The organism is Aquimarina spinulae, from assembly GCF_943373825.1.
GTDB lineage: Bacteria > Bacteroidota > Bacteroidia > Flavobacteriales > Flavobacteriaceae > Aquimarina > Aquimarina spinulae.
Genome location: NZ_CALSBP010000002.1, coordinates 1,821,136 through 1,846,415, shown reverse-complemented (window position 1 = coordinate 1,846,415; position 25,280 = coordinate 1,821,136). Strand labels below are relative to the sequence as shown.

At 31.9% G+C, this 25,280-nt stretch carries 25 protein-coding genes and 1 tRNA gene; 20 read left to right on the top strand and 6 right to left on the bottom strand.

Going from position 1 to position 25,280, the window contains the following annotated elements:
* Window positions 1-238: 238 nt before the first annotated feature.
* Both NNH57_RS13700 and NNH57_RS13695 read right to left on the bottom strand, forming a co-directional pair.
* Window positions 239-1,120 carry a phosphatase PAP2 family protein gene (locus NNH57_RS13700; RefSeq protein WP_108808987.1) on the bottom strand — a complete coding sequence of 294 codons (882 nt, stop codon included), beginning with the start codon at window positions 1,118-1,120 and terminating at the stop codon, window positions 239-241.
* A gap of 101 nt (window positions 1,121-1,221) precedes the next feature.
* Window positions 1,222-2,103 carry an AraC family transcriptional regulator gene (locus NNH57_RS13695; RefSeq protein WP_074407237.1) on the bottom strand — a complete coding sequence of 294 codons (882 nt, stop codon included), beginning with the start codon at window positions 2,101-2,103 and terminating at the stop codon, window positions 1,222-1,224.
* A 99-nt stretch (window positions 2,104-2,202) separates the two neighbouring features.
* On the opposite strand from NNH57_RS13695, the gene NNH57_RS13690 reads away from it, so the two are divergent.
* The 12 genes from NNH57_RS13690 (at window position 2,203) to NNH57_RS13635 (ending at window position 15,851) form a co-directional block, all read left to right on the top strand.
* A complete protein-coding gene (locus tag NNH57_RS13690) occupies window positions 2,203-2,616 on the top strand; it encodes a DUF983 domain-containing protein (protein ID WP_108808988.1) in 414 nt (137 codons plus the stop codon).
* Window positions 2,617-2,626: 10 nt separating this feature from the next.
* Window positions 2,627-3,451, top strand: coding sequence for a helix-turn-helix domain-containing protein (locus NNH57_RS13685; RefSeq protein WP_108808989.1), 825 nt, complete (start codon window positions 2,627-2,629; stop codon window positions 3,449-3,451).
* Between the two features lie 101 nt (window positions 3,452-3,552).
* Window positions 3,553-4,281, top strand: a complete 729-nt coding sequence (locus NNH57_RS13680) for an isochorismatase family protein (protein ID WP_074407240.1) — start codon at window positions 3,553-3,555, stop codon at window positions 4,279-4,281.
* Window positions 4,282-4,467: 186 nt separating this feature from the next.
* Window positions 4,468-5,571, top strand: a complete 1,104-nt coding sequence (locus NNH57_RS13675) for a helix-turn-helix domain-containing protein (protein WP_074407241.1) — start codon at window positions 4,468-4,470, stop codon at window positions 5,569-5,571.
* 81 nt (window positions 5,572-5,652) lie between these two features.
* Complete coding sequence (locus tag NNH57_RS13670; protein WP_108808990.1) at window positions 5,653-8,061, top strand: TonB-dependent receptor; 2,409 nt, start codon at window positions 5,653-5,655, stop codon at window positions 8,059-8,061.
* Window positions 8,062-8,066: 5 nt separating this feature from the next.
* Window positions 8,067-8,936: a DUF4249 family protein gene (locus NNH57_RS13665; protein WP_108808991.1), complete on the top strand. Its 870-nt coding sequence runs from the start codon at window positions 8,067-8,069 to the stop codon at window positions 8,934-8,936.
* A 100-nt stretch (window positions 8,937-9,036) separates the two neighbouring features.
* Window positions 9,037-9,645 carry a hypothetical protein gene (locus NNH57_RS13660; RefSeq protein ID WP_074407244.1) on the top strand — a complete coding sequence of 203 codons (609 nt, stop codon included), beginning with the start codon at window positions 9,037-9,039 and terminating at the stop codon, window positions 9,643-9,645.
* Window positions 9,646-9,651: 6 nt separating this feature from the next.
* Complete coding sequence (locus tag NNH57_RS13655) at window positions 9,652-10,527, top strand: hypothetical protein (protein ID WP_108808992.1); 876 nt, start codon at window positions 9,652-9,654, stop codon at window positions 10,525-10,527.
* A gap of 104 nt (window positions 10,528-10,631) precedes the next feature.
* A complete protein-coding gene (locus tag NNH57_RS13650) occupies window positions 10,632-11,807 on the top strand; it encodes a S41 family peptidase (protein WP_108808993.1) in 1,176 nt (391 codons plus the stop codon).
* A gap of 203 nt (window positions 11,808-12,010) precedes the next feature.
* Window positions 12,011-12,703: a dioxygenase family protein gene (locus NNH57_RS13645; protein WP_074407247.1), complete on the top strand. Its 693-nt coding sequence runs from the start codon at window positions 12,011-12,013 to the stop codon at window positions 12,701-12,703.
* A gap of 128 nt (window positions 12,704-12,831) precedes the next feature.
* A complete protein-coding gene (locus tag NNH57_RS13640; RefSeq protein WP_108808994.1) occupies window positions 12,832-14,580 on the top strand; it encodes a helix-turn-helix domain-containing protein in 1,749 nt (582 codons plus the stop codon).
* A 140-nt stretch (window positions 14,581-14,720) separates the two neighbouring features.
* Window positions 14,721-15,851 (top strand): T9SS type A sorting domain-containing protein, encoded by a 1,131-nt coding sequence (locus tag NNH57_RS13635; RefSeq protein ID WP_108808995.1) that lies wholly within the window; start codon window positions 14,721-14,723, stop codon window positions 15,849-15,851.
* A 154-nt stretch (window positions 15,852-16,005) separates the two neighbouring features.
* Here the strand turns inward: NNH57_RS13635 and NNH57_RS13630 are convergent, their stop codons facing one another.
* The 3 genes from NNH57_RS13630 to NNH57_RS13620 form a co-directional block, all read right to left on the bottom strand.
* The gene (locus tag NNH57_RS13630; RefSeq protein WP_159099312.1) at window positions 16,006-16,179 is read right to left on the bottom strand and encodes a hypothetical protein; all 174 of its coding nucleotides are present in this window, start codon (window positions 16,177-16,179) and stop codon (window positions 16,006-16,008) included.
* A gap of 58 nt (window positions 16,180-16,237) precedes the next feature.
* On the bottom strand, window positions 16,238-16,411 hold the full coding sequence (locus tag NNH57_RS13625) for a hypothetical protein (protein ID WP_159099313.1): 174 nt from the start codon (window positions 16,409-16,411) through the stop codon (window positions 16,238-16,240).
* 318 nt (window positions 16,412-16,729) lie between these two features.
* Complete coding sequence (locus NNH57_RS13620) at window positions 16,730-17,302, bottom strand: hypothetical protein (RefSeq protein ID WP_074407250.1); 573 nt, start codon at window positions 17,300-17,302, stop codon at window positions 16,730-16,732.
* A 337-nt stretch (window positions 17,303-17,639) separates the two neighbouring features.
* Here NNH57_RS13620 and NNH57_RS13615 point away from each other — a divergent pair, with 337 nt between their 5' ends.
* Together NNH57_RS13615 and NNH57_RS13610 are read left to right on the top strand one after the other, a co-directional pair.
* A complete protein-coding gene (locus tag NNH57_RS13615; protein ID WP_074407251.1) occupies window positions 17,640-19,340 on the top strand; it encodes a helix-turn-helix domain-containing protein in 1,701 nt (566 codons plus the stop codon).
* 129 nt (window positions 19,341-19,469) lie between these two features.
* Window positions 19,470-19,646 (top strand): hypothetical protein, encoded by a 177-nt coding sequence (locus NNH57_RS13610; RefSeq protein WP_159025415.1) that lies wholly within the window; start codon window positions 19,470-19,472, stop codon window positions 19,644-19,646.
* A 60-nt stretch (window positions 19,647-19,706) separates the two neighbouring features.
* On the opposite strand, the gene NNH57_RS13605 is transcribed toward NNH57_RS13610, so the two are convergent.
* Window positions 19,707-19,779, bottom strand: a tRNA-Phe gene (locus NNH57_RS13605).
* Between the two features lie 98 nt (window positions 19,780-19,877).
* Here NNH57_RS13605 and NNH57_RS13600 point away from each other — a divergent pair.
* Genes NNH57_RS13600 through NNH57_RS13575 form a run of 6 tightly spaced genes read left to right on the top strand, consistent with a single transcriptional unit; the run spans window position 19,878 to window position 25,274 of the window.
* Window positions 19,878-20,609: a type III pantothenate kinase gene (locus NNH57_RS13600; RefSeq protein WP_108808996.1), complete on the top strand. Its 732-nt coding sequence runs from the start codon at window positions 19,878-19,880 to the stop codon at window positions 20,607-20,609.
* A complete protein-coding gene (locus NNH57_RS13595; protein ID WP_074407253.1) occupies window positions 20,606-21,850 on the top strand; it encodes a hypothetical protein in 1,245 nt (414 codons plus the stop codon). The genes NNH57_RS13600 and NNH57_RS13595 overlap by 4 nt, the downstream gene beginning before the upstream one ends.
* A gap of 20 nt (window positions 21,851-21,870) precedes the next feature.
* The gene (locus NNH57_RS13590) at window positions 21,871-23,241 is read left to right on the top strand and encodes a tetratricopeptide repeat protein (protein WP_074407254.1); all 1,371 of its coding nucleotides are present in this window, start codon (window positions 21,871-21,873) and stop codon (window positions 23,239-23,241) included.
* A gap of 26 nt (window positions 23,242-23,267) precedes the next feature.
* Window positions 23,268-23,798, top strand: coding sequence for an LPS export ABC transporter periplasmic protein LptC (lptC, locus tag NNH57_RS13585; protein ID WP_234423439.1), 531 nt, complete (start codon window positions 23,268-23,270; stop codon window positions 23,796-23,798).
* Between the two features lie 9 nt (window positions 23,799-23,807).
* A complete protein-coding gene (locus NNH57_RS13580; protein ID WP_024771700.1) occupies window positions 23,808-24,002 on the top strand; it encodes a hypothetical protein in 195 nt (64 codons plus the stop codon).
* Between the two features lie 3 nt (window positions 24,003-24,005).
* A complete protein-coding gene (locus tag NNH57_RS13575; protein WP_108808997.1) occupies window positions 24,006-25,274 on the top strand; it encodes a hemolysin family protein in 1,269 nt (422 codons plus the stop codon).
* Window positions 25,275-25,280 lie beyond the last annotated feature (6 nt).

Here is a 25,280-nt window from a genome sequence, read left to right as displayed (position 1 = left end):
CTAGTGCCCGGTAGAGAAAATGATTTTGCCTTTGGTATCAGTAATAAATTTACTTAACTTATTCATAGTGGACTTAGATATCTAAAATAAACGGAAATCGATTTGATTAAAGAATCAGAAAGGTCTTATTAAATATCTAAATTGAGATAAAACCCGACTTGAAACCGAAAACACATATCTGGACTTACTATTACAAGAGGCTGTTACATATTATGAAAAAGAATTTGTGTAAAATAAGTTAAAACCTACCAACAAGGCCTATTTGGCCTACACCTACTCGTAAATTCCATCGAATTTTATGTTTTTTAGAGCCAACAGCATAACGCTTATCCTTCTTCAAATAATTATCAACACTGTCAACAATAAATACACTCATTACTAATCCAAGTGTTACATCGGTCAACCAATGTGCACCATCCCACAATCGCGAAATAGGAGTGACCAAGCCTAGAGCATAAATTCCACCCTTCACAAATAAGTTATCAAATTGTTTAGCAAATGCATGTGCTGTAGTAAATGCCAAAATTGCATGCCCAGAAGGGAAGGAGTGATATCCAGCTTCATTAGACCAAAAACGGAAACTTAAGCTCCCTTCACCTTCTAATGGTCGTGCACGACCCACAGCAGTTTTACCTAATGTTTGAAGAAGTCCTCCTGCAGTTGCAGAGGCAATAAGAAGAACACCAGTTCGTCTGATTTTTTTATTTTTTGTAATAAGCCCTAAAGTATAAACACTAGTCGTTAAACCATAGTTTAATAGAGGTTTTCCAAACCTAAAACCAGCTTCTTTTATAACATCAGGAACCCCATCTCCTTGTTTTCTGAAAACATCGTTGGCAGGCTCGTCTACTGCCAAAAGAATAGCATTCCCGGCGATAACTCCACCAAAGGTTAGCCAGTCTTTTCCTTTCCATCTTAATGGACCTGTATAAACATGTTTTACACCACCATATACAGACATACCATCATGCTTGATCATTTGCCAGGTGGTCATTTCGGACTTAGTGTCTAGTGTATCTCCAACATTTTGAGAATCTTGCATGTCATTAGAATCCTGAGCGTAAATAGAGAATGTAGAGGTTAATAAAATGCAGATTAGCAGTAATTTAGTGTATTTCATAGTAGGGATTTGCAATGCAAAAATAGTAACTTATTCATAAATAAATCATACGACCGGAAATATTTGAGCAAAAAATCGAAATGTGATGCAAGAATAAAAACTTAAGTTTTTTTTAGATACATTTTTTGAAATTGAGAAGGAGATATACCGCTTTTTTGTTTAAATAATTTTGAAAAATGAGAATAGTCATCATATCCTAAATCCCAGGCGATCTCTGTTAGATTATTTTCTGAGTATAGAATTTGTCTTTTAGCTTCCAGAATAACTCTTTCTAAAATAAGATCTGTTGTCGTTTTTCCGATGGTCTCTTTGCATATTCGATTTAGGTGTTTCACACTTATATTCATGGATTCTGCATAGGCAATAGCAGATTTTTCTCTCTTATATTTTTCTTCTATCAATTGCTCAAACTTATGTAGTTTCATCGTAAGATTTTTAGAATTTACCAGGTCCTCAAAATTGTCCTTTAGAACAAGACGTGATAATTCTATATAAATGAGATCAATAAGGTTAACTAGTTTTTGTTTTTTTAATAATGCATTAGATCGAGATTCATTTAAAATAGAAATGAAAAGAGGTTCAATCAATGTCTGTGTCTTTTTATCCAGATAGATACAGGGAGAGTTTTGATTTGAGAAAAAAAACGGAAAAATAGAAAGGTTTTTATTCTGCCCTCTGGTTTCGTAAAATTCCTTAGAATGAAAAATAATATACCCTTTTCCTTTTGTATTAAATTTCCAAAAATGAGTCTGACCAGGCCTCAAAAGAAAAACACTACCGGGTTTAATTGGATACGATTCAAAATCAATTTCGTGAACTCCAGTTCCTTCAATAAACAAAACAGAAAGATAAAAATTATGCTTGTGCGGATGAGATATGATATCTCGATTATTTAATAGATGAGTTGCAAAGTCATTTGCATAAAAATTTTCAACACTTCCGGTATCGTGAAATTGCGTAATATCTAAAATAGGAAGATTCATAGAGTGTAATAAATGTCTTAATTATACAAATAAAAGTGTAAATAATGAAATATAAAAATATCAAAATGTCCATATTTTGCAGTAAAAAGAATAGTTTTTATGAAAACCGTGATAAATATCCTAAAGGGAAAATGTTCAAAGTGTGAAGAAGGAGATGTTTTTATTAAAAAAAGAGGATTGTTTACATTGCGATTACCTAAAATGAATGAGAAATGTCCATGTTGTAATCATAAATTTTTGATTGAACCTGGTTACTTTTATGGAGCAATGTATGTGAGTTATGGTCTAACCGTTGCCGAAGGGATTGTAATTTATTTGTTAAGTAGTTTTTTTGTAACAAGACCAGTTCACTTCTTTATTATTTTATCTGTGAGTGCTGTATTATTGAGCACTACAAATTATAAATATGCCAGGATATTTTGGATATATTTGTTTACCAGAAAAGCACAAAATAAATCAGAATTAACTAATTCGTTTATTAAAGAAGGTACAAAAGAAACAGAATTACCATAATTTACTTTATATGATATTTTTAGGAAACATAAAGGAGTATCTTCAGTTAGAGACCATTAATAATCAAAATAGTAAAATAATAAATGAAACTATAGAAAGCAGTCTAACTATTTTATGGTTTGAATCTGATCACAATGAACTCATAATTGATGGAAAAAAGCAGACATTCTCTAAGAATGAAATTGTTTTCTTAACAGAGTTTCACAATGTGGTAATCGAAAAAATTGACTGTATTAGATTTTTAAGATTTAATAGACCTTTCTATTGTATTCTTGATCACGATACCGAGGTAGGCTGTAAAGGTATTTTATTCTTTGGGGCGTCACAATTACCAATCATTCAAATTCCAGAAGAAGAATTAGATAAATTCGAGACATTATGGAAAATGTTTACTATAGAGATGCAATCTAATGATAGTTTGCAAATAGAGATGTTGCAAATGATGCTTAAAAGATATTTGATTCTTTGTGCCAGAATATATAAGTCAAAAGAGAATTATCCCAATGAAAAAGCAGACTTTGATATTGTAAGAGAGTTTAATTTTTTGGTAGAACAGTACTTCAAGACAAAGCATCACGTATCTGAGTATGCCGAGTTATTATATAAGTCCCCAAAGACATTGTCTAATATTTTTTCAAAGATGGGCTCCAAAACACCATTGCAATATATACAAGATCGTAAAATGCTGGAGGCAAGAAGACTTTTACACTACACAAGTATGCAAATAAAAGAAATCGCTTACGAAATTGGGTATGAGGATGTCCAGGCATTTAGCAGATTTTTTAAAAACCAGGAAGGGATTTCTCCTTCAGAATTCAAAGAAAAAGTAAGCTAGGAAAAATTGCCAACACTTCGGGAATAGTTACCTAACAAAGACTTGCTTCTCTACACCATCTTTGCATTGTCAAATTAAGTATTAATCTAAAGAATAAGACAATGAAAAATTTAGTAATAATAATAACGTTAATTATATCAGGTTTAACAAATGTATATGCACAATTACCTGATCCGGGATTTACTGTAGATCAAAATACAGCCATCGTAATTACAGATCCTCAAAACGATTTTTTAAGCCCTAATGGTGTAACCTGGGGAGTAGTAGGAGAAAGTGTTACAGCAAATAATACTGTTGATAATATCGAAGCATTATTTAAAGTAGCGCAACAAAAAAACATTACTGTTTTTGTTTCTCCGCATTATTATTATCCTCATGATCATACCTGGGAAATAGAAGGAGCACTAGAAGCATTAATGCATAAAATTAATATGTTTGATAGAAAAGATGCATTATCTACAGAAGGTTTTGAAGGCTCTGGAGCAGATTGGTTGGATAAATACAAAAAATACATTAAAAAGGATAATGTAATTGTAACAAGTCCTCACAAAGTATATGGACCAGAATCCAATGATTTAGCCTTACAATTACGCAAACATGGGTATAGTAAAGTAATATTGGCAGGGATGTCTGCGAACCTGTGTACAGAATCCCACATGAGAGATCTTGTAGAGTCAGGTTTTGATGTAGCTGTAGTAAAAGATGCAACGGCAGGAGCTATTTTACCCGGTTTAAATGCTTATGAGGCAGCAGTAGTAAACTTTCAGATGATCGCTAGTCATGTTTTTACTACCAAAGACATTGTTAAAGAAATCAATAGTTCTAAATAGTAAACTATTAGGATTACAAAAAAAATGTGAAATGTGATTATTTCATAATTGAGGATTGATTTTTTTATGATAGGAACCCTTGTGAATAATTACTCGCAAGGGTTTATTGTTTAAAAATGAATTTTAATAGTAGAAAACAAAAGAGGATTCTTTAAAATCTTATTAAATAATTCTTACTTTGGATCTATGGTTATAGAGTTATCTTTTTTCTCAGTTTTAGAGCTTCTTACCTTTTCTGGGGCTCTAATGTTGGGACTTCTCTTTTTTACAATGAAATCTGCTAATAAAAAAGCCAATATTTTTTTGGGGCTATTTCTTTGGATCTTTTCACTAAATATTTTTGTTGATTTATTAGATTATGAAATAGAAGAAGATGCTCTTCTTGACCGTGTTTTTTTTCTTATTTCTTTATGTATTGCCCCACTTTTATACATGTATACCTATCAAACGATAAATAGACCTTACCTAAAAATGTTGAAGTATGTGTTTATCCCTTTGTTTATAACCTATTTGATTATTCTATTTGTTATAAACTCTGAAGAAATGATCTGGACTATTGATTTAATGGAATATGCAATTGAGATTGTATTATATGTATTGATTTTGAAAAAATTACAAGGACTTAAATTAGAGTTAAATAATTTCTATTCAGAATTAGAAAATAAGAGACTATCCTGGATAAAAACTATCATTTATATTAGTCTTGCATTTATTGTATTCGATTTTGTAGAAGGTTTTATAGGTTTTGAAGAAGAAACGGTGGATCCGTATCTTGATTCGATTTCGATAGTACTTTCATTTGTAATGGTGTATTGGATAGCCTACAACGGGTTTTCTCAATCAGAGATATTTAAAGCATCTCTTTTTATCCATGATTCGCAAGATTTGCCTTCAGGATCATTCAAAGCACATACGATTACAATTAATGAAACTAGTGCTGAAGATCAAAAACGATTTGAAGAAGTTAAGAGTACAATCGAAAAAGAAAAGTTGTATGCAAATTCTGAATTAAATTTGCGAACACTCTCCGAATCTCTTCAAATAAAAGAAAAAGAACTCTCCAAACTTATAAATATTCATGCTAAAACTAATTTTTACCATTTTATAAATGGTTTTCGGGTCACCGAATTCAAAAGATTAGTACAAACCCCAATGGCTCAGCAGTTATCGATTTTAGGGATAGCTCAGGAAGCAGGGTTTTCTTCTAAATCAACATTTTATAACACCTTCAAGACTCTAGAAGGTGTGACTCCTAAGCAGTATGAACTATCGCTAAAAAAGTCCGAATAGAAGCAGCTGGACTTGTTGAGTGAAACTATGCCTGGATAGGGGCGTTATTTTGTATGTACCTAATTTTTATACATACAATTTATGAAACACCTATTTTTGATTTTTACTTTTTTTTCTGCCTTTTATACGTTACAGGCGCAATCTCATAGTATTAGTGGATCTATTAAAGATAGCACTACGGGAGAGACACTATTGGGAGCTACAATCTATGATAAGCAATCGGGAAAAGGAGCTGTAACCAATGAATATGGATTCTTTTCTTTAACGCTTAAAGAAGGAGAACATACGTTAATCATTTCTTATCTGGGTTATGAGGATATCATTCAAAATATTGATCTAACGGGAAATAAAAAAATAAACATCGAATTAAAGCCAATTAGCAATAATTTGGATGAAGTTATTATAACAACAAATACAAACAACAAAAGTCAGACAGGAAACATTATTGCCGGTTCTATAAATCTGAAACCTCAGGATATAAAAAAATTACCGGCCTTATTAGGAGAGCCAGATATAACCAGAGCTATGCTTACACAAGCAGGGGTTTCCTCTGTGGGTGAAGGGACGTCTGGTTTTAATGTAAGAGGAGGTAATATTGATCAAAATTTAATTCTTCTGGATGAAGCACCCATTTATAACTCTTCTCATGTATGGGGATTCTTTTCCATTTTTAATTCGGATGCGATAAAAGACATGAAATTATACAAAGGAGGAATCCCGGCAAGGTATGGCGGCAGAGCTTCTTCGGTATTAGATATTAGACAGCGTGAAGGAAGTAATAAACAATTTAAAGGAGAAGGAGGATTAGGGCTTTTATTTTCTAGGTTAACTCTCGAAGGGCCGATTAAAAAAGATAAACTAAGTTATTTGGTCTCTGGTAGGCGTTCTTATTTTGATTTAGCATTTCCGCTTATAAAAAGTTTAAAAGGAAATAAAGTGTATTTCTATGATCTAAATGCTAAACTCTCCTGGGATATCAACGAAAAAAATAAACTATTTGCCTCTGGATATTTTGGAGCCGATGTGATGAAATTAAAATTTGATGATACCGATGAGGATCAACAGAACACCCAACAAAACACTAATGAAAGTATAAACTTTTCCTGGAAAAACAGTACAGCAACAATACGATGGAATCACATTTTTTCTGAAAGATTATTTATGAATTTATCAGGAGTCTTCAGTCGTTATAATTACTCGTTGTCATCAGAAAATAGTAGTGGTGGGCCTGCCGGATCGGCTAGTAATTTTACCTGGAAATCGGCTGTAGAAAATTGGATACTTAAACCCGATTTTACATTCTTTCAGAATACAGAGACCAAAATTCGTTTTGGAGTTAATAGTACATTATATCGTTTTACTCCTGCAAAGATTACAGGAAATGATACTTCTATAAATACAGTGAACTTTGGCACAGAAAAAGGCCTGGAAATAGCACCTTATGTTTCTTACGAAAAGAAATTAAATAAGTTTTCTGCAAATATAGGCCTCCGATATTCCTGGTTCGGAAACTTAGGACCAAATAAAGTATCCTTTTATGATACACAGGTGCCACAAACTGTGAGTAGTATTACAGGATCACGTAGTTATAAAAGCAACGAAGTGATTAAAAATTACCATGGTTTTGAGCCCCGATTAGCACTTAAGTATGATCTTAATAATAGGAAAGCTATAAAATTGGGATACAACAGGATGTTTCAATATATACACCTGATTTCTAATAGCTATTCTACACTACCCTTTGATATATGGAAACCTGCAGGATATCATATAAAACCTTTAGAAGTGAATCAGATTTCTGCCGGATATGCTTATGATACTCCTAGTAGGAAATATAATTTTTCTGTAGAAGGATATTACAAGACTTTTAAAAATCTGGTAGAATATAAAAATGGGGCAGATTTGTTTTTGAATGAAAACTTAGAAACTCAGCTATTAACTGCAAAAGGATATTCATATGGCTTAGAATTAAGTGGGTATAAAACAAAAGGAAAGCTCACAGGAAATGCGAATTATACGTATTCGGTAACCAAAAGAAAGACTACAAGTTCATTTAATTCTGAGAATATTAATAGCGGAAATTATTATCCTTCTAATTACGATCGTCCTCATATTTTTAATATTACTTCTAATTATGAATTGTCCAAAAAATGGAGTGTCGGAGCTTTTTTTACATATCAAACAGGGAGACCAACAACTTATGCAACAGGGAAGTTTGAAGTAGGCGGAAACCAATTTTTTACCTACTCAGACAGAAATGCATTTCGCTTAAAACCTACTCACAGATTAGATATTTCTTTTACATATACACCTAAAAAGAAACCAAACAGAAGGTGGAGTGGCAATTGGGTGTTCGGAGTCTATAATGTATACAGTCATAAAAACCCATTCTCGGTGTATTCTTCTGTGAGAAATAATCAACTAAAAACATTTCAATATTCTGTAATTGGTGCACCAGTACCTTTTATAACCTATAATTTTAAATTTTAAGTAAGATGAAAAGTATATATATAAAAATCATAGCAAGTAGTTTACTTATACTTTGTATTTCTAGTTGTACCAAAGAAATAAGTGTTGATGTACCTCATGAGCCTCAGACTATCATTTTTGGTTCTATTTCTAATGAGACTGCTCCGGTTTCGATACGTATTCAACAATCGGTTCCTTTGCAGGATTCTTCAACTTCAAAACCTGTAAATGATGCTTCGGTATCGTTGTATGCAAAGGATACTTCGGGAAATACAAATCTAGTTACAAATGATTTTGTGATTGATCAAGGCGTCTATACTTCAGCTCAATCTATTTCGACTACAATAGGTTATTCGTATTGGATAGAAGTGCGATTAAATGATGGAACTCTATTTAAATCAAAAGAAGAGCTATTAAAGCCTGTTGTCCCTATTACCAATGCAAAAATTAAAAATTTAGATATTTTAGAAATAGAGTTTAGTGATCCAGGTAATGATACCAACTTTTATAAGTTTACCGTAGCGTTATTTAATGAAGGGCAATTAATCTCATCTAATACATCACAATCTAATGATGTAGTGTTTAATGGTAAAGAAAGTGCATCTGTAGAAGTTGATTTATTTAGGTTACAGGATGACGAGGATATCGAAATCATATATAATGAAATACGAATCACGTTTTGTAATATCAATTTTAGTTCGTATCAGTTTTATTTAAATCAAAGTCTACAATTAGAAGCAAATGATAGTGAAAGCTCTGGAGATCCGAGCCAATTGTTTGCAACACCTCCCGTAAATCTCTTGGGGAATATTATGAACTCAAACTCAAATAAAGTTGTCTTGGGCAATTTTACTGTGAATGCCATAAGTGCTTTAAATCAACCGAGCAGTAATTAAAAAAGTCCAGATAGAAGCATTCGGACTTGTTCTGTGGAATAACTTTTAGGGTTTAGCTGTATTTAAATGTTGTAGATATAAACGATAAAATTTTAGAATTATGAAAATGAAAAGAAATCAACTTATTATTCTGTTTTTAATCTCTGTAAGCTTTTTGGCGTGTACTAATGATGATGATAACAATGTGGCTCAAAGTGATTTTGGAATCTTTAAGTCTATAAATGATACAACAGCCGAAATGAATGGTACGATTACAAGCACTACCCCTGTTCATTTTAATAACCTATTGGCAAAATACCCCAGGCTGAAAAGAATAAATATGCTGGATTGCCCTGGTTCTAATGATGATGATGCTAATTTGATTGTTTCCAAAAAAATGCATGATAGTGGTATAGAGTTTCACTTATCTGCACGCTCTGTCATTGCCTCAGGAGCAGTAGACATGTATGTAGGAGGGATAAAAAGAACACGCGAACAAGGAAGTCGCATCGGGGTACATTCCTGGGGAGCTGGTCCCGGAGAACCAATAGCCACTTCATATCCTGTAGGTCACGCCGTGCATTTACCATATATCAACTATTACAAGTCGGTAGGATTTACACAGAAAGAAGCCGAGGATTTTTATTATTTCACTATTAAAGCCGCTCCAGCAGAAAGTGTACACTGGATGACTGAAGAAGAGATAACCCAATATAAAATAACAAAATAATAAAGTATGAAAAACCATTTTAGAATAGTAAATGTGATAGCAGTAACCTACACCATTTTAAGTTGTGTAGCCTGCTCAAATGACGATGATATTGCAACAATACCAACAACGGGAACAGTTACTCCAGGTAATGACCCTAATTTCAAGATTGTAAAAAATACAGATGCTGGATTTGGTGCATTTAACAGAAAAGTTACGGTTTTTGATATTCCAATTTATGCTGTAGCTGTGGTAGAAGATGTTAAACTGTTGCATGCTGCTAATTTAATGGCTCAGTATTTAGATAATGATGAAGATGGTTCGATTGATAATACAACGATTCACAATTCGATGAAATCTAACAAAGCTTTTTTGTTTATGTGGAAAACAGAAGCAGATAGAGATAATTTTAACCCTCCCGCCGGGTTTGAAGTTGGGCAAGATTTAGGAGCAGACGAAACCGTACCGACATGGCATACAAATGGGCATACGGGATCATTTGATGCTGCTTTAGAAGAGGTATGGCATATTATTACTAATGGCGGGCATGAAAGAGCCTATCCTAATGTCTTTAGTTCTCAATCTGGATCTGAAATCAGTAAAGCAATGGATGTTGCCCGTGGAGGTAACTTTCAATCTCCTCCAGCTAGCTATCCTGCCAGCGCTTGGTATACTTATGATGATACTACCTGTGACTACAATTGCCAGGTTGGCGAATATTTATATTGGATAATGAGTTCTATGCTTGGAGCACAAGAAAATAGATTAGGTGAAATTAACAACGAATGGAGGTTAAACACCAGGGGCAAAGTAGAAGGAACTGATACAAAAGCCTGGGCAATATTTACAAATCCAACATATAAAATGCCAGCAAAATTGCCAGATGGTACTTATAAAAGATAATAAATGCAATTAACCGAATACATCTGGTTTTTGATTACAACCTAGATAAATTGAAATGTTTAAAAAGATGTGTTCGATTTTTAAATTACTAAAAGAAAATAACGATGAAGAATATATTTAGATTGCCGCTATTAGGTTTTTTGTTGGTATTGATTATTGGTTCTTGTAATAAAGATGATGATGTAATAATACCAGATGGTAATGGTACTTTAATAGAACAACAAAAGGTATTTAAAGAATTTTGGGAGATCTATGATAGACATTATCCTTTAATGCACAGAAAAAATATAGACTGGCAGAATGTGTATGATACATACTATCCAAAAATTACAAGTACAACTTCGGATAATCAATTGTTTGGAGTTTTTGAAACGATAATGGGGACTATTGTCAAAGATGGGCATAGTAGTTTAACTTTTAATGCCAATCAAGAAGCAGGGTTTGAACCAGAATTTGATAGGAATATTCAAAATATGGTCCAAAACAATACTGCTGATAAAGTAAGTATTGTCTCGAGCAGTACCAATAATCCATATTTGTCGTACGGTACTATAACCAGTGATTCTAATATTGGATATATCAATTCCAAAAATTTTGAACCAGTAAACGAAAATGATAGCGAGTTTAATAATTTTAAAGCTATTGTTGACGAAGCATTAACAGCACTGCAAAATAAAGCAGGGATTGTTATAGATGTTCGTACTAATGGAGGTGGACAAGGACCATTTGCATATTATTTGGCGGGTAGATTTTTTGCAAACAATACCCCGATAGAATTGATACAACAACGTATAAAGACATCTGCAGGAAGTACCGTTGCTTCTCTTGGTGAATGGGCAACAAAGGAGTTCGAAGGATATCCCGATGCCAGAGTAGAAGGAGGCTTTGTAGCAGGAGTTTTTCCTGAAGATAATACCATTGTAGCTTCGGGGACATTTCAATTTACCAAAAAAGTTGCAGTACTAACTTCAAAAGGAACGGCAAGTGCAGCAGAGTATTTTACAGCTGCTATCAAAACCCAATCTCATACCAGAACAATAGGAAATACGACTTTTGGGATCTTTGCAGGGAGCGATATTTTTACCTTAACTAATGGGGGAGGAAAATGGAAAACCCGGGTTTCAACTCACGATGTAGAAATTAAATATAATAATACGTTTCAATCTTTCGAAGGAATTGGTATAACTCCCGATATATTATCTATACCCACCACTGCCCAAGTTACAGCAGGAGATGATATTCATTTAGATGCTGCTGTAGGGTATATTAATAAAAAATAGGGTAAAATAAACTTTAGTTGTTGTTTATATATAACATTTTGTAACATCTAAATGTATTTCAGTCTTTTGAGAGAGTAGGTAATAGCAAGGGGTGTTATTCATAGTAAATGTTGTAATAGAAAATACAGATTAATAAAGTGTTGTGGGGCGTTTCTATATTATAGTAATGTAATTACGCCCCTGCAACCACAAATTATGATATTATGGATAGAAAGAAATTTTTAAAAAATGGAATGGCAGGTATAGGTTCTATTATAGCAATTCCAACGTTAATAACATCTTGTAATAAAGATGATGATGCAGGAGGCGTAGTAGATGATGGATCATGTATTGTCTCCCCAGTGGAAACAGCAGGGCCGTTTCCAATAAAAACACCAGCAGATTTGGTAAAAGAAAATATAATTGGTGATCGTACAGGAATTCCTTTAAAAATAACAATACAGGTGCAAAATGTAAATGATAATTGTAAACCATTAGCAGGAGCGGTTGTAGATATCTGGCAATGTGATGCAAAGGGAAATTATTCTGAGTATTCTGGTCAGTTGGATGGGGATTTTACAAGTCAAAAATTTTTAAGAGGAAGGCAAACTACAGATGCCAGCGGTAATGCTTCATTTATAAGCATATATCCAGGATGGTACCCGGGTAGAGCACCTCATCTTCACTTAGAAATTTTAAAATCATCGGGGCAATCATTACTTATTACTCAAGTTGCTTTTCCCGAAAATATTTCCAAAGCAGTCTATGCTACTACAAATTATAAGGGAGATTTTGATACTTCGAATGCTCAGGATGGTATATTTTCTGGTGATATTAATCGCAGTATAGCGAATTCTGTAACAGGAAATATAACCGATGGATATATTCTTACAGAGATAATAAAGGTATCAGGTTGAATTTGAAATGCCCGAAGTTTTTAATTTTTGTTGTAAAAATGGTTTTGCTGTATTTTTTTGATGAATTTAGATTAGTCTGCCTTTTAATATTTTTTTAATATAAATCTTAGGGAGTTTATATAAATATCATGCAAAAATTACAGCTAATAATTCTTGGTCATGTCATCTTTTTTTGCATGATCACTTCAGGACAGAATAAAGATTCAACAGCTACACTATTTGATACAGACGATTCAATCTATCAGATGCCTGTAAAGGAGGTTAAAATGCTGATTTATAAGACTTACAGTTCTGATAAAGATTTAGCATTGCAATATAGTATTGGTTTTTTAGAACAAGGAATACATCAGGGAAACTACAATATACAACAGTATGCCAGTATGTATATAAGCTATATTTACTATAATAAATCAAAGTATAGGAAAGCACTAACATATACTGAAATATCGATAGAAGCAGCTACCAAAATTGAAGATTCTCTTAAATTGGTAGATAGCTATATTCTTCAGGGAGGAATTTATATGAGGTTGGCTAATTATAATGAATCTCTTAAGTCCTATCTGAAAGCCGAAAAAATAGCTATTGATAAAGGTTTAAAAAACAAAGAATTAATTTGTATAGCTAATATTGGCTTTGTTAGAATTGAATTAAAGCGATATTCTGATGCTTTAGAAGTGTTAGAGAAGGTTATATCAAAATTAGAAAAAGAAGAGTATAGAGATACAAAAAAGCAATTTGAGCATACCTATATTAGGGTCATTTTGTCTAAAGGGCTTTGCCTGAAAGAGCTCAATAGATTAGACGAGGCTTTACTCACATATCAAGAAGGTACCGAGTTGGCAAATACGTATGACTTGAAGAATATAAAAGGGAATTTTTATATTAATACTGGAGATGTTTTTTATGAAAAAGGAGAATATCATAAAGCCTTAGGATATCTAAATGAAGGTAAAAAAATATTGAAGAGTGTACAGTCTTCAAATTTTTCAAATATTTTATTAGCAGAATTTTATAGTGCACGTTGTCTTTTCAAGTTAGAAAAACTTAAAGAGGCATTGGATTTATTGATATATAACTTTGGTGTAATCAAAGAAAATAATATCCAAAAAACGGATAAGCTGCATGAAATGTATGAATTAGCTATTCATATAGCAGAACAACTAGAAGATAGAAATTTGATAATATCACTTAATCAAGATTATAGAGAAACATTTAGTAAGATTAGTGAAGATCAGCTTAAAGCTAGAGATGTGCTTTATAATCGAGATATTTCAAAACTTAAAATAGATAATGAATCATTAGTGGCCAGATACGATAAAAAGAAGTATGCTACTGCAATAGCTATTGGTATTGCTTCTATTTTATTGCTTGTATTGGTGTTTATGTTTTTTAGATTTAAAATAAAATCAAAAGAGAATGAAAAGCGCTTTCAAAAACTTGCGAAAAGTATTAAAGAAAAATCCTTTGATAATCACCAGAAAACTATAAAAAAAGATAGTATTAAAGATGAAAAAGTGAATAGTATTCTCGAGGAATTAAATAAGTTACAGGATTCACTTTTTTTTCTTTCCGAAGAATGTAACTTGTATACTACTGCAAAAAAAATAAACACCAATACAACATACCTCTCTAAGACGATAAATACATATAAAAAACAATCATTCAACCAATATCTAAATGAATTGAGAATCCATCATGTGATTTTAAGATTACATGATAATGCAAAATTCAGATCTTATACAATAGAAGCTATCGCTCAGGAAGTAGGATATAAAAGTAGTAACACATTTGTTAAAGCATTTAAAGATAAAACAAATTTAAATCCTTCCTTTTATATAAAGTGTCTTGATAAAAGTGAAAACTTCCAAAGCACTTAAATGTAATTGTATAAGAGTTGCCATATTTTTTAAAAACCTCAAATTTATAAATTTGAGGACAAGGATGATAGCTTTACAGAGAATACCCAATATTTTTGAAGTTCAAGAATCAATTTGTAATTCTTTAAAAACAAAATATTATGATCAAAAAGGTACTTTTTTTTCTCATACTTTTATTTACATTAACTATTCAAGGGCAAGGTCAATCTGGCCCTGGTTTCGATTATTTAATAGAAGTTAATATTGATATAGTAGACGCGGATAGATATACATTATATGTATCTAACCCTATATCCGATGAATTATATCGTGATGAATATGTAGGGTTTAAATTTATAATATGTAATGAGAACAATATAACCCCACCTTATTTTAAGGTGCAATATGATTTTTTTAATCAAAATTCCAGGGCATCTGTTGTACATATTGATGGGGCGCAAGATCCTATAATAACCATTCCGCCGCCTCCAACAAGAACACCTTCTACTGCCAATTGTTATGAGTTTATTCCAGATCATCATTACCTTCAATTTAATCTAATTAGTAATGATTATGCTTTAGAAATGACTTCAGAATACTTTTGGAGTAATTTACCCGACCCAAAATATTATCCAATTACAAGCTCTATATATAAAGAGATTATTGTTAAAGACCCTGCACCTGACCTTGAGGTGTTTCCGGTTAATGCTGAGTTAATTATTGGTGATGGTATTTTGGGGCAAATACAATCTACTTGTGTTGTTAGTAATGTTGGTAAGAAAATTTCACCTCAGACTGTGATCAATCATTATATTTCTACAGATACTATTATCGATAAACAAGATATTTTTTTAAGTAGTAGAGAGATTTCTTCTTTAGAACCAGCACAAAGTCAGGAAGTAAGAATAGGGTATCGTCATTTACAAAATAATATGAAACCAGAAGTTGAATACTATCTGTTATACAGTGTAGATCCAGGCAATATGATATTAGAATTGAATGAATCAAATAATGTTTCATACTTGCCTCTTTCGGGTAATAAGCTTTTACAAAAATCGATACAATTGTACCCTAATCCTGCTAGGAATGAAATATCAATCTCTGAGATCCCAGAAAAGATACAGATATATGATATGTATGGTTTGTTAATTGGTGAGAAAAAATATAGCGATAGGGATTCTAATATGAAAACGGTATACACACATGATATTTCAAAACTTAACTCTGGGATGTATTATTTCCATATCTACAAGGGTAAACAAAGGATTATTAAAACTTTTGTCAAAGAATAATTTTTTACCTTCATTAGGTAGAGTTTAACATCTTTTAAAAAAATAAAAAGAATGTTGTTGTAAAATATTGATTATAATATGGTTGATGTAATGTGTAAAAAATGGGGTTTAATTTTTTAAACCCCATTTTTTAAATAAACATTATAATTTGTGTTTACTTTATCATCTCAAAGCAACGTCCAGTAGCACTACAACTACCGCCACATGTTCTAATACAGTCGTAGTATTCTTCTCCGTACATTTCATCGTGATCACCAGCTTTTAAGGATTTTTTTTCTTCATGATTTAATTGTTGAACTCCTTCTAAATTTAAAATGTTTTGTAACATAATGTGTTTTCTAGGTTAAACTTGATTTATAAAATTTTTGATATTAATTCTTTATGTGTTAAAGCACAAAATAATCTTTTCCATCCTTTCCTTTTAGTACAAAATAATCCTTGCCATCTTTTCCTTTCAGAACAAAATATGTTCTACCATCATCACCTCCTCTAATAGTACTTAAGTCATTTTCTTTTTTTAATACCTGTACTCCTTTTAAATTTGAAATGTTTTGTAACATGATGTCTTTTTTTAATTAAACTTGATTTATACATTTTGAAGCTGATGAGTTGCTTCGATATAAAAGTAGTTGAAACGATGGTTCGGTTTGTTTAGCACTTCATCAGATTTATAAATTTGAGGATTTTTAAATTTTATAAAGAGCTTGGGTTGCTTTTGTATCAACAAAAAAGAGGTATAATTGAAGTTATAAAAACAAAAAACCCAAACAGATGTTTGGGTTTTTCATGGCGTAATTCCTTCAGATAAATATCAACATGTATTTTACTCACAAACTCAAAATGATTTTTGAAGGCACCTTTTCTTATCGATTATATTTTTAATACACCCAGCCAGTTACTCCTTCATATTTATATCCGGCGTTAATACCTTCAGAATAATTTTTGGTATACAGGTGATCAGAATGTTGAGTATTGTAAAAACGATAGAGTTTTTTTCTTCCGTTACCTGGTTTTTTATGTATTAAAACAAGTCGGGAAACATCTTTCCAGCCTTTACTGATTAAAGTTAAAATTTCGGTAGGGCTAGTTGTTAAAACGAAATCTATTTTTCTCGGATGTAACAAAAAGTATAGCTCGTTATATGTATTAAAATCGATTTCCCGGCGAGATCTGGCTACGTCGGTCCTAAAGGAAACCCCTTCTCTACGGCCTATTCCAATACCTTGACCTCCTTGTGTTTTATAGGTATGAAGAGATGCAGATCCCCCGCTATAATATCGATACACATTTTGAGAACTCAAAGCCCTTGATTTTGTATTGATATTGTTTTCAGTTGTATTAGAAACTTGCTCTAGAGGTAACTCTTCATTTTCTGACTCACAAGAAGTCAATAGTAAACATATTGCAAAAGTCAAATTTAAAATTGAAACTAAGAATTTGGTTTTTTTCATGGTTTTAAGAGTTTTAAAAATTAGTATTTGATGAAATTTAGTTTTAAGATTGGTATGTATTCATCCCCTACAGAATTCAAAAATATGACGATGAGTACATGAAATACAAAGTAATATTCTTGATATTTATAAATTTAAACCGATACTTTGTGTATGTTGTAAGAGTTTGGTTTTTGCTATTGTATATCAAACTATGTGTTGAATAAATTATTCACATTGTTTTTTTTGGTAGTTTTATTTCGTATTATTTTTTATGTCATTCACTTATATATTGAATTAAAAGATATGGTTTTCGAATTCTGTTGAGCAGTTTTCAAGAACTATAAAAATCACTTTAATGATCAGGAAGTATTCATTTTTAGGTTATCTGCTAATTTTATTTGTTTTTGCGCAGCAATTACGCGGACAGGTTAAAAGGCCTAATGGTGCTCAGGATTCACTAGATTTTGATGAATTAAAAGAGATAATTGCAGAGCAACAAGAAGACTCCCTAAAATTAAAAATAGCACAGGGCTCTCTCGATAAAGCCATAAATCGATTAGATACATTGCGTATGGCCGATGCATATTATTTTTTATCCAAACTAAGTCGTTCTAATCAATTACGTTATGCAGATAGTCTTATTGCAATTACCAAGAATAAAAATTATGAAAGATATCCGGCATTGGGTTATTTACGCAAGGGTAATATGCGTTATGAAGAAGGAAACTATAAAGAGGCTTTAGAACTTTATCTCATAGCCTCAAAATCTGCAAAAGAAAATGGGAATGAGCTGTTATATCTAAAGTTGAAATTTAATATAGGATTATTAAAAAATACAGCTGGAGAAAGGGAAGAAGCTCAAGCTATTTTTTTGGAGTATTTAAGCTTTTTAGATCAAAACCCTAAATTTAAAACCTCAAGTACGTATAATAGAGTGCTATTTGCTCTTACTGATTCATACATTTATAGTAATCAATTTAAACTGGCCGAAGATTATATTGATAAAGGAATTCGGGAAGCATTAAAAACAAATGATATATCTATATATTCTAATTTTGTTGTGTATTCGGGGATGTATGAATATTTCTCTAAAAACTACAATCAGGCAATTGACAGCCTTGAAAAAGGAAAAAATTTAATACAAAAGTCTGATGAGGTAAAAACAAGAATTGCTATCTGTGATTATTATATTGCGCGTTCATATCAGGATCAGGGTATGGCAGAGCAGAGTATACAATATTTTAGAAATGTAGATCGTATTCTCAAAGAAACTGAAGATGTTATTCCTGAATTAATCGATACATATGATTATTTGATTGCTGATTCTAAATCAAAAAAAAATCTTGAAAAACAAATTGAATATATCAATACACTATTAAGATTAGATAGTATAAGACATGCTAATCAAATATATTTAACCAAAAACATTAACGAGAGATACGATACTGTAGAATTAATTTCTGAAAAAGAAAAATTAATAGATCAGTTGCAACGCGATAAATTCTTAAAAGAAGAAACGATAACTATTCTAATTGTATTTCTTGTTGTTTTGATCATACTTGCTACATATGGTTTTCGAAAAAGCTATGTAAATAAAAAACGTTTTTTAAGATTACTTGAAGATCAAAAAACCAAAGAGCATAATCTACTAGATTTTGTTGATATCAATACTAATATTTCAAAAAAACAAGATATAGATATCCCAAAAGATGTTGTCGAAACGGTATTAAAAAAGCTTCATAATTTTGAGAATTCGGTTAAATTTTCTAAAAAACATTATACGCTTAACTCATTAGCCAAAGAGCTAAATACAAATAGCGCATATTTATCAAAGATTATAAATGTGTATAAAAATGTGAACTTTGCAAATTATCTCAATAATTTAAGGATTGATTTTGCAGTAGATGAGCTTACATCTAATAAATCATTACGTTCCTATACCATTAAGGCTATTGCAGAAGAGGTAGGGTTTAAAAATGCACAATCGTTTTCTTCTGCATTTTATAAAAAAACAGGTATTTATCCATCCTATTTTATTAAACATTTAGAGGTATAACGTAAAGACTTATAGTGTCTAATTCAGTGCTTTTATAGCTTAAATTTATAAATATCAACTAGTATGCTGCATTAGGAGTTAGTTAAAAACTATATTTTTAATATTAAGAACACGTAAATCGAAATTGTTATGAAAACAAATAAGAAAATAAAATCATTTAAGTTAGAAAAGATAAAAATTACCAAATTGGTGAATGCAAATACAATCAAAGGAGGTGATAGTATACCGCCTGCCTCACAAAGGTTGTGTAATACAGAGAAGAAGTGTTTCACGATACTAACAAAAACAGTTCCGGTAGAAGAATAACATAAAACCTTTTAATGATATGTAATAAAAAAACCCGAACATTTGTTCGGGTTTTTAAGGTGGTGCCTCCAGGAATCGAACCAGGGACACAAGGATTTTCAGTCCTTTGCTCTACCAACTGAGCTAAGGCACCTTGCTGTAAGCGGATGCAAATATAGAACGCTTTTTTTAATACTCAAAAGAAAAAATTAAAAAAATCGTTTTGTATTTTTACGACTTACAAATAAAAGTATGAATCTCATTATTGATGTAGGGAATACATATACCAAAATAGGAGTTTTTGAAGAATCAAAAATTGTCTATAAAAAAAGGATTGAACAATATCATTTTAAAGAGGCAATTCAAAATATCAAAGAAGAATACCCTTTGATCACCAATGCCATAATTTCTTCGGTATCTACTATAGAAGAGAATCATATAACATATGTTAAGCGTTTGTATAATACACTTATGTTAGATCACCAGGTAGAAATGCCATTCAAAAACCTGTATAAGACCCCAACTACACTAGGAATAGATCGATCAGCTTTGGTAGCAGCAGCAGTAGATCAGTTTCCTAATAAGGATGTGTTGGTAATCGATGCAGGAACTTGTATAACATATGATTTTAAAAACAAAAAAGAAGAGTATCTTGGTGGTGCAATTGGACCGGGAGTGCGACTTAGATATGAGAGTCTTCATAATTATACAGCAAAACTACCGTTGTTACAGGTAACTGATCCAAAAAATTATATAGGAAACAGTACAGAAGAGGCAATACATTCGGGAGTAGTTTTTGGAATTTTGCATGAAATTGATGGAGTAATTGAAGAATATTGCAACATTTATACTGATTTAACAGTTATTTTAACTGGTGGAGATGCACATTTTTTGTCTAAAAGATTAAAAAATAGCATATTTGCCACTTCTAATTTTTTGTTGGAGGGATTAAACCGCATTTTAGCTTTTAATAATAGTAAATGATAAAGAAGATTTTAGTGATCATATTGGTACACGTTGCCATAATATCTTACGCTCAGGAAGGGACTTCGTCTCCGTATTCTTTTTATGGAATAGGGATTCCGAAGTTCAAAGGAACAGTAGAAAACAGATCGATGGGGGGATTGAGTATTTATACAGATAGTATCCATTTAAACCTTCAAAACCCTGCATCCTATGGAGATTTGAGACTTACAACATATACGGTAGGAGCATCATATCGTAGATATAAGATTAGTAATGCCAATCAATCATCATCTGGAGAAAATGCCTCATTAGATTATTTGGCTATTGGTATTCCAGCTGGTAAATTTGGTTTTGGTTTTGGAGTTATTCCCCTTACCTCTGTAGGATATGAACTTAATAGTGTTAAAGATGATGGAAGCGAACTTCGATTCACCGGGAACGGAGGATTGAATAAGGTCTTTTTGGCAACAGGGTTCAAAGTTAACAAGAATCTGAGTGTAGGTATAGATTTAAATTATAACTTTGGGAATATTGAAAACAAAACAATATTACGAAGACCGGGTGTTCAATTTGATACAAGAGAAATAAATAATTCGGATTTATCATCCTTTAGTTTATCTTTCGGAGTGACGTATAAAACTATGATCACAGAGAAACTAGAACTAGTTGCTTCTGCAGTATCAACACCTTCTTTTGAATTAACCGCAGATAGTACGAGAGAACTTGCTACTGTTATAATTGATAATAGTGGTAGAGAAGGAGTTATAGAAAGACAAGATGTTGCAGTAGAAAACAAAGAAATAGATCTTCCTGCCGAATTTAAATTTGGTGCCGGGATTGGGGAACGTAAAAAATGGTTTGTAGGCGCAGAATATATATACATGGATTCTGGAAAATTTACTAATCTTGTATCTAACCAGGATAATGTTGTATATGAGAACGCCTCAAAATTTAAAGCGGGAGGATATTATATTCCTAATTATAATTCGTTAACAGGTTATTTTAGCAGGGTGGTATACCGCGCTGGATTTCGTTATGAAGAGACAGGGTTAAATATTAATAACGGTTCGATTAATGAGTTTGGCATATCTTTTGGAGTAGGCTTACCAGTTGGTAGATTATTCTCGAATACTAATATAGGTTTCGAGTATGGTCAACGGGGAACAACAAATTTTGGGCTTGTTAAAGAAGAGTTTTTTAATATCTCTTTAAGTTTGTCATTAAATGATAAATGGTTCAGGAAAATAAAATTTAATTAAATACAATAATTACTACAGCTATGAATACTAAAGTTTTATTTATAATAGCAACAGGATTAGTTTTAAGTACTACGAAAGTAAGTGCTCAGGCTACAGACTGTGCAACTACAGCATCCATCGCTTATGAGCATGCTAAGGTAAAGAATTATACTGCTGCAGAGGAACCTCTGTGGAAAGTAAGAAAAGAATGTCCTACATATAGCGTCGCAACATATCAATTTGGACAAAAATTGTTAGTAGCTAAGTATAAAAAAGCTTCTGCTGCAGAGAAATCTACTCTTGCAAATGAAATCATTACATTATGGAAAGAGCGTTTTCAATACTTCCCGGCAAAAACTAAAATTGGGGATATGCATTCTGATATAGGTCAGTTAATGTATGATAACAAAATAGGAACCAAAGAAAGTCAGTTTGTAGAGTTTGATAAAGCATATACAAAAGATAAGAAAAACTTTAAAAGACCTAAGAAATTATATACCTATTTCTCTCTTTTTGTAGATCTTCATGGTGAAGGAAAAAAAGAACTTCAGGAAGTTTTTGATCTATATGATGATATTACAGAAAAGATAGAAAATGAAGAAAGTAGATTGGCAAAAATAATAGCAGGTCTTACAGAAAAAGAAGAAGCAGGGACTACATTATCGTCTAAAGAAAAAAGAAAACTGAAAAATTCTGGAATCAACTTAACTGCTTTTAGTAAGGTAAAAGCAGGAATTAACCAGAAACTTGGAGAGTTAGCTGATTGTAAAAATCTAATACCTCTTTATGCTGGGCAGTTTGAGTCTAAAAAAACAGATGTTAGCTGGTTAAAAGGTGCTGCAGGAAGAATGTCGGGAAAAGACTGTACAGGAGATCCACTGTTCTTTAAACTGGTTGAGGCTTTACACAAAGCAGAACCATCAGCAAAAACAGCATATTATTTAGGGATCTTAGCACAAAAAGATAGAAAAATGACTACAGCAAGGAAATACTATGACCAAGCTGCAGAAATGGAAGAAAAACCTAGAGATAAGGCTAAAGTATATTTCAAAATTGCAGAAATGCTTAAAAAGCAGGGAGCAAAGGGTAAAGCTAGATCCTATTATAGAAAAACACTTAAGCATAGACCATCTATGGGAGTTTGTTATCTTAGAATTGCAAGTATGATAGCAAGTAGTGCAAATAGTTGTGGAGCTGATGTGTTTAGTAAAAGAGCAGTATATTGGTTGGCAGAAAACTATGCTAGAAGAGCAGGAAAAGTAGATCCAAGTTTAAGATCTACCGCAAATAAGTTTGCAGCTAACTATCGTGCTAAAGCACCATCAAAAACTGATATCTTTAATAACCCAGAAAAAAAATCTATAAGTATTGGATGCTGGATTGGTGAAACGGTTAGAGTGCCAAAGCTATAATGCAGAATAAAAAAATATATACAATAATGAACATTGTCACAGTATTTGCTGTGACAATGTTTTTTTCATGTCAATCAACATCAAAAAATGATCTGGGAGATTTAGTTATAGAAGATGCTCCTATTGCAGAGGGGTATGAGATAAATCTTAAATATACAGATTCAGGAAGGCTTACAGCAATACTTAAAACATCAAAAATATTAGATTATTCTAACAAATCTTTTGTGTACCATGAATTCCCAGAAGGTATCGTGTTAGATATCATTGATAAAGAAGGAAAAGTAAGTGTAGTTACTTCAGATTATGCAATTTCTTACCAGCAAACGGGTCTAATCGATATGAGAGGTAATGTAGATATACAAACTGCCGATAGTACTCATTTACAAGCCAAACAGTTATATTGGGATCAAAATATTAATTGGATATTCACAGACCAACCCTATAAAAGTTATTTGCCAGATGGGACAATTAATGAAGCAGATGGTTTTGATGCTAATCAGGATTTTACTATCTTGAATTCAAGAATAAATGATGGGGTAATGTTTATAGAGGAGTAATCCAGTACTATGATGAAAGTATTTAGATTTTTTGAATATGCCTACTTGGCTATTATGTGTTTTTTTATTTACGAAGCATATGTAGAGTGGGGACAAGAAGGTGGAAGAAGTATGCTTTATATTTTCTTTGCAATCGCCGCAATTTTTATGTTTTTCTTTAAAAGAAACTTTAGAAAACGATTTGACGCCAATAACAAAGACTAATTCATGGAATTACACATCATTGTTATTATTCTTTCCCTTATTCTTTCAGCTTTTTTTTCAGGTATGGAAATCGCCTATGTTTCTTCTAATAAAATACACATAGAGATTGAGAAAAAACAAGGAGGATTTATCTCAAATATCCTAGCTCGATTAACAAAAAAACCTTCCAAATTTATTGCAACAATGCTTGTAGGTAACAATATAGCATTGGTTGTATATGGGTTTTATATGGGCGAAATACTGATGAAAATAATAGCCGGATATTTTCCTGAAATAGTAGGTAGTATTACATTACTACTACAAACAACTATTTCGACTTTGGTGATTCTAATTACAGCAGAATTTTTACCTAAAGTATTCTTTCAGATTTATTCTAATACGTTACTCAAAGCCTTTTCATTTCCGGCATATGTTTTTTATGTTGTATTTACACCTATTTCATCATTTGTAATATGGGTTTCTGATTTTGTACTCAAAAAATTTCTGAAAACAGATGGAGATCAGGTTCAACTTGCTTTTAGTAAAACAGAACTAGGGGATTATATAAATGAGCAAATGGAAACTATCGAGGAGCATGACGAAATTGATAGCGAAATCCAGATTTTTCAGAATGCATTGGATTTTTCAGACGTTAAGTCGAGAGAAGTAATGGTTCCCAGAACAGAGATAGTAGGCGTAGAGAAATTACAATCAATAGAAGAAGTAAGTACCTTATTTATAGATACAGGTCTGTCAAAAATAATTGTGTATAACAATACTGTAGACGATATCATTGGGTATGTACACTCTTTCGAGTTATTTAAAAAACCTAAATCGTTAAGATCAATTCTTTTGCCAGTGGTTTTTGTGCCAGAAACAATGTTTGTTAAAGATGTACTTAATCTTCTTACCAAAAAACATAAAAGTATAGCAGTGGTGATCGATGAGTATGGAGGTACCAGTGGTATTATTACAGTAGAAGATATTGTAGAAGAGCTTTTTGGCGAAATTGAAGACGAACATGATTCTGTAGAACTTATCGAAGAACAATTGTCAGAAAATGATTATCGATTTTCTGCAAGAATAGAAGTAGATCATATCAACGAGTCCTATAAATTAAACCTTCCGGAAGATGAAAATTATGAAACATTGGGAGGGATGATTGTAAACCATACCGAAGAAATTCCTCAACAAGGAGAAGAAGTGAAAATAGATGGTTTCAAAATTAAAATTATAGAGACTTCTAATACCAAAATTGAGATTGTAGAATTACATGTGATACCAGAGGATTAATAATAC

What these genes read in the sequence shown, in the direction of transcription:
- NNH57_RS13575 (WP_108808997.1), top strand. Translation starts at nt 24,006, where the DNA reads ATGGAATTACACATCATTGTTATTATTCTTTCCCTTATTCTTTCAGCT.
- NNH57_RS13675 (WP_074407241.1), top strand. Translation starts at nt 4,468, where the DNA reads ATGGTTATAGAGTTATCTTTTTTCTCAGTTTTAGAGCTTCTTACCTTT.
- NNH57_RS13615 (WP_074407251.1), top strand. Translation starts at nt 17,640, where the DNA reads ATGATCAGGAAGTATTCATTTTTAGGTTATCTGCTAATTTTATTTGTT.
- NNH57_RS13600 (WP_108808996.1), top strand. Translation starts at nt 19,878, where the DNA reads ATGAATCTCATTATTGATGTAGGGAATACATATACCAAAATAGGAGTT.
- NNH57_RS13655 (WP_108808992.1), top strand. Translation starts at nt 9,652, where the DNA reads ATGAAAAACCATTTTAGAATAGTAAATGTGATAGCAGTAACCTACACC.
- NNH57_RS13635 (WP_108808995.1), top strand. Translation starts at nt 14,721, where the DNA reads ATGATCAAAAAGGTACTTTTTTTTCTCATACTTTTATTTACATTAACT.
- NNH57_RS13670 (WP_108808990.1), top strand. Translation starts at nt 5,653, where the DNA reads ATGAAACACCTATTTTTGATTTTTACTTTTTTTTCTGCCTTTTATACG.
- NNH57_RS13640 (WP_108808994.1), top strand. Translation starts at nt 12,832, where the DNA reads ATGCAAAAATTACAGCTAATAATTCTTGGTCATGTCATCTTTTTTTGC.
- NNH57_RS13610 (WP_159025415.1), top strand. Translation starts at nt 19,470, where the DNA reads ATGAAAACAAATAAGAAAATAAAATCATTTAAGTTAGAAAAGATAAAA.
- NNH57_RS13650 (WP_108808993.1), top strand. Translation starts at nt 10,632, where the DNA reads ATGAAGAATATATTTAGATTGCCGCTATTAGGTTTTTTGTTGGTATTG.
- lptC (WP_234423439.1), top strand. Translation starts at nt 23,268, where the DNA reads ATGAACATTGTCACAGTATTTGCTGTGACAATGTTTTTTTCATGTCAA.
- NNH57_RS13590 (WP_074407254.1), top strand. Translation starts at nt 21,871, where the DNA reads ATGAATACTAAAGTTTTATTTATAATAGCAACAGGATTAGTTTTAAGT.
- NNH57_RS13645 (WP_074407247.1), top strand. Translation starts at nt 12,011, where the DNA reads ATGGATAGAAAGAAATTTTTAAAAAATGGAATGGCAGGTATAGGTTCT.
- NNH57_RS13700 (WP_108808987.1), bottom strand. Translation starts at nt 1,120, where the DNA reads ATGAAATACACTAAATTACTGCTAATCTGCATTTTATTAACCTCTACA.
- NNH57_RS13685 (WP_108808989.1), top strand. Translation starts at nt 2,627, where the DNA reads ATGATATTTTTAGGAAACATAAAGGAGTATCTTCAGTTAGAGACCATT.
- NNH57_RS13625 (WP_159099313.1), bottom strand. Translation starts at nt 16,411, where the DNA reads ATGTTACAAAACATTTCAAATTTAAAAGGAGTACAGGTATTAAAAAAA.
- NNH57_RS13595 (WP_074407253.1), top strand. Translation starts at nt 20,606, where the DNA reads ATGATAAAGAAGATTTTAGTGATCATATTGGTACACGTTGCCATAATA.
- NNH57_RS13695 (WP_074407237.1), bottom strand. Translation starts at nt 2,103, where the DNA reads ATGAATCTTCCTATTTTAGATATTACGCAATTTCACGATACCGGAAGT.
- NNH57_RS13620 (WP_074407250.1), bottom strand. Translation starts at nt 17,302, where the DNA reads ATGAAAAAAACCAAATTCTTAGTTTCAATTTTAAATTTGACTTTTGCA.
- NNH57_RS13665 (WP_108808991.1), top strand. Translation starts at nt 8,067, where the DNA reads ATGAAAAGTATATATATAAAAATCATAGCAAGTAGTTTACTTATACTT.
- NNH57_RS13690 (WP_108808988.1), top strand. Translation starts at nt 2,203, where the DNA reads ATGAAAACCGTGATAAATATCCTAAAGGGAAAATGTTCAAAGTGTGAA.
- NNH57_RS13630 (WP_159099312.1), bottom strand. Translation starts at nt 16,179, where the DNA reads ATGTTACAAAACATTTTAAATTTAGAAGGAGTTCAACAATTAAATCAT.
- NNH57_RS13660 (WP_074407244.1), top strand. Translation starts at nt 9,037, where the DNA reads ATGAAAATGAAAAGAAATCAACTTATTATTCTGTTTTTAATCTCTGTA.
- NNH57_RS13680 (WP_074407240.1), top strand. Translation starts at nt 3,553, where the DNA reads ATGAAAAATTTAGTAATAATAATAACGTTAATTATATCAGGTTTAACA.
- NNH57_RS13580 (WP_024771700.1), top strand. Translation starts at nt 23,808, where the DNA reads ATGATGAAAGTATTTAGATTTTTTGAATATGCCTACTTGGCTATTATG.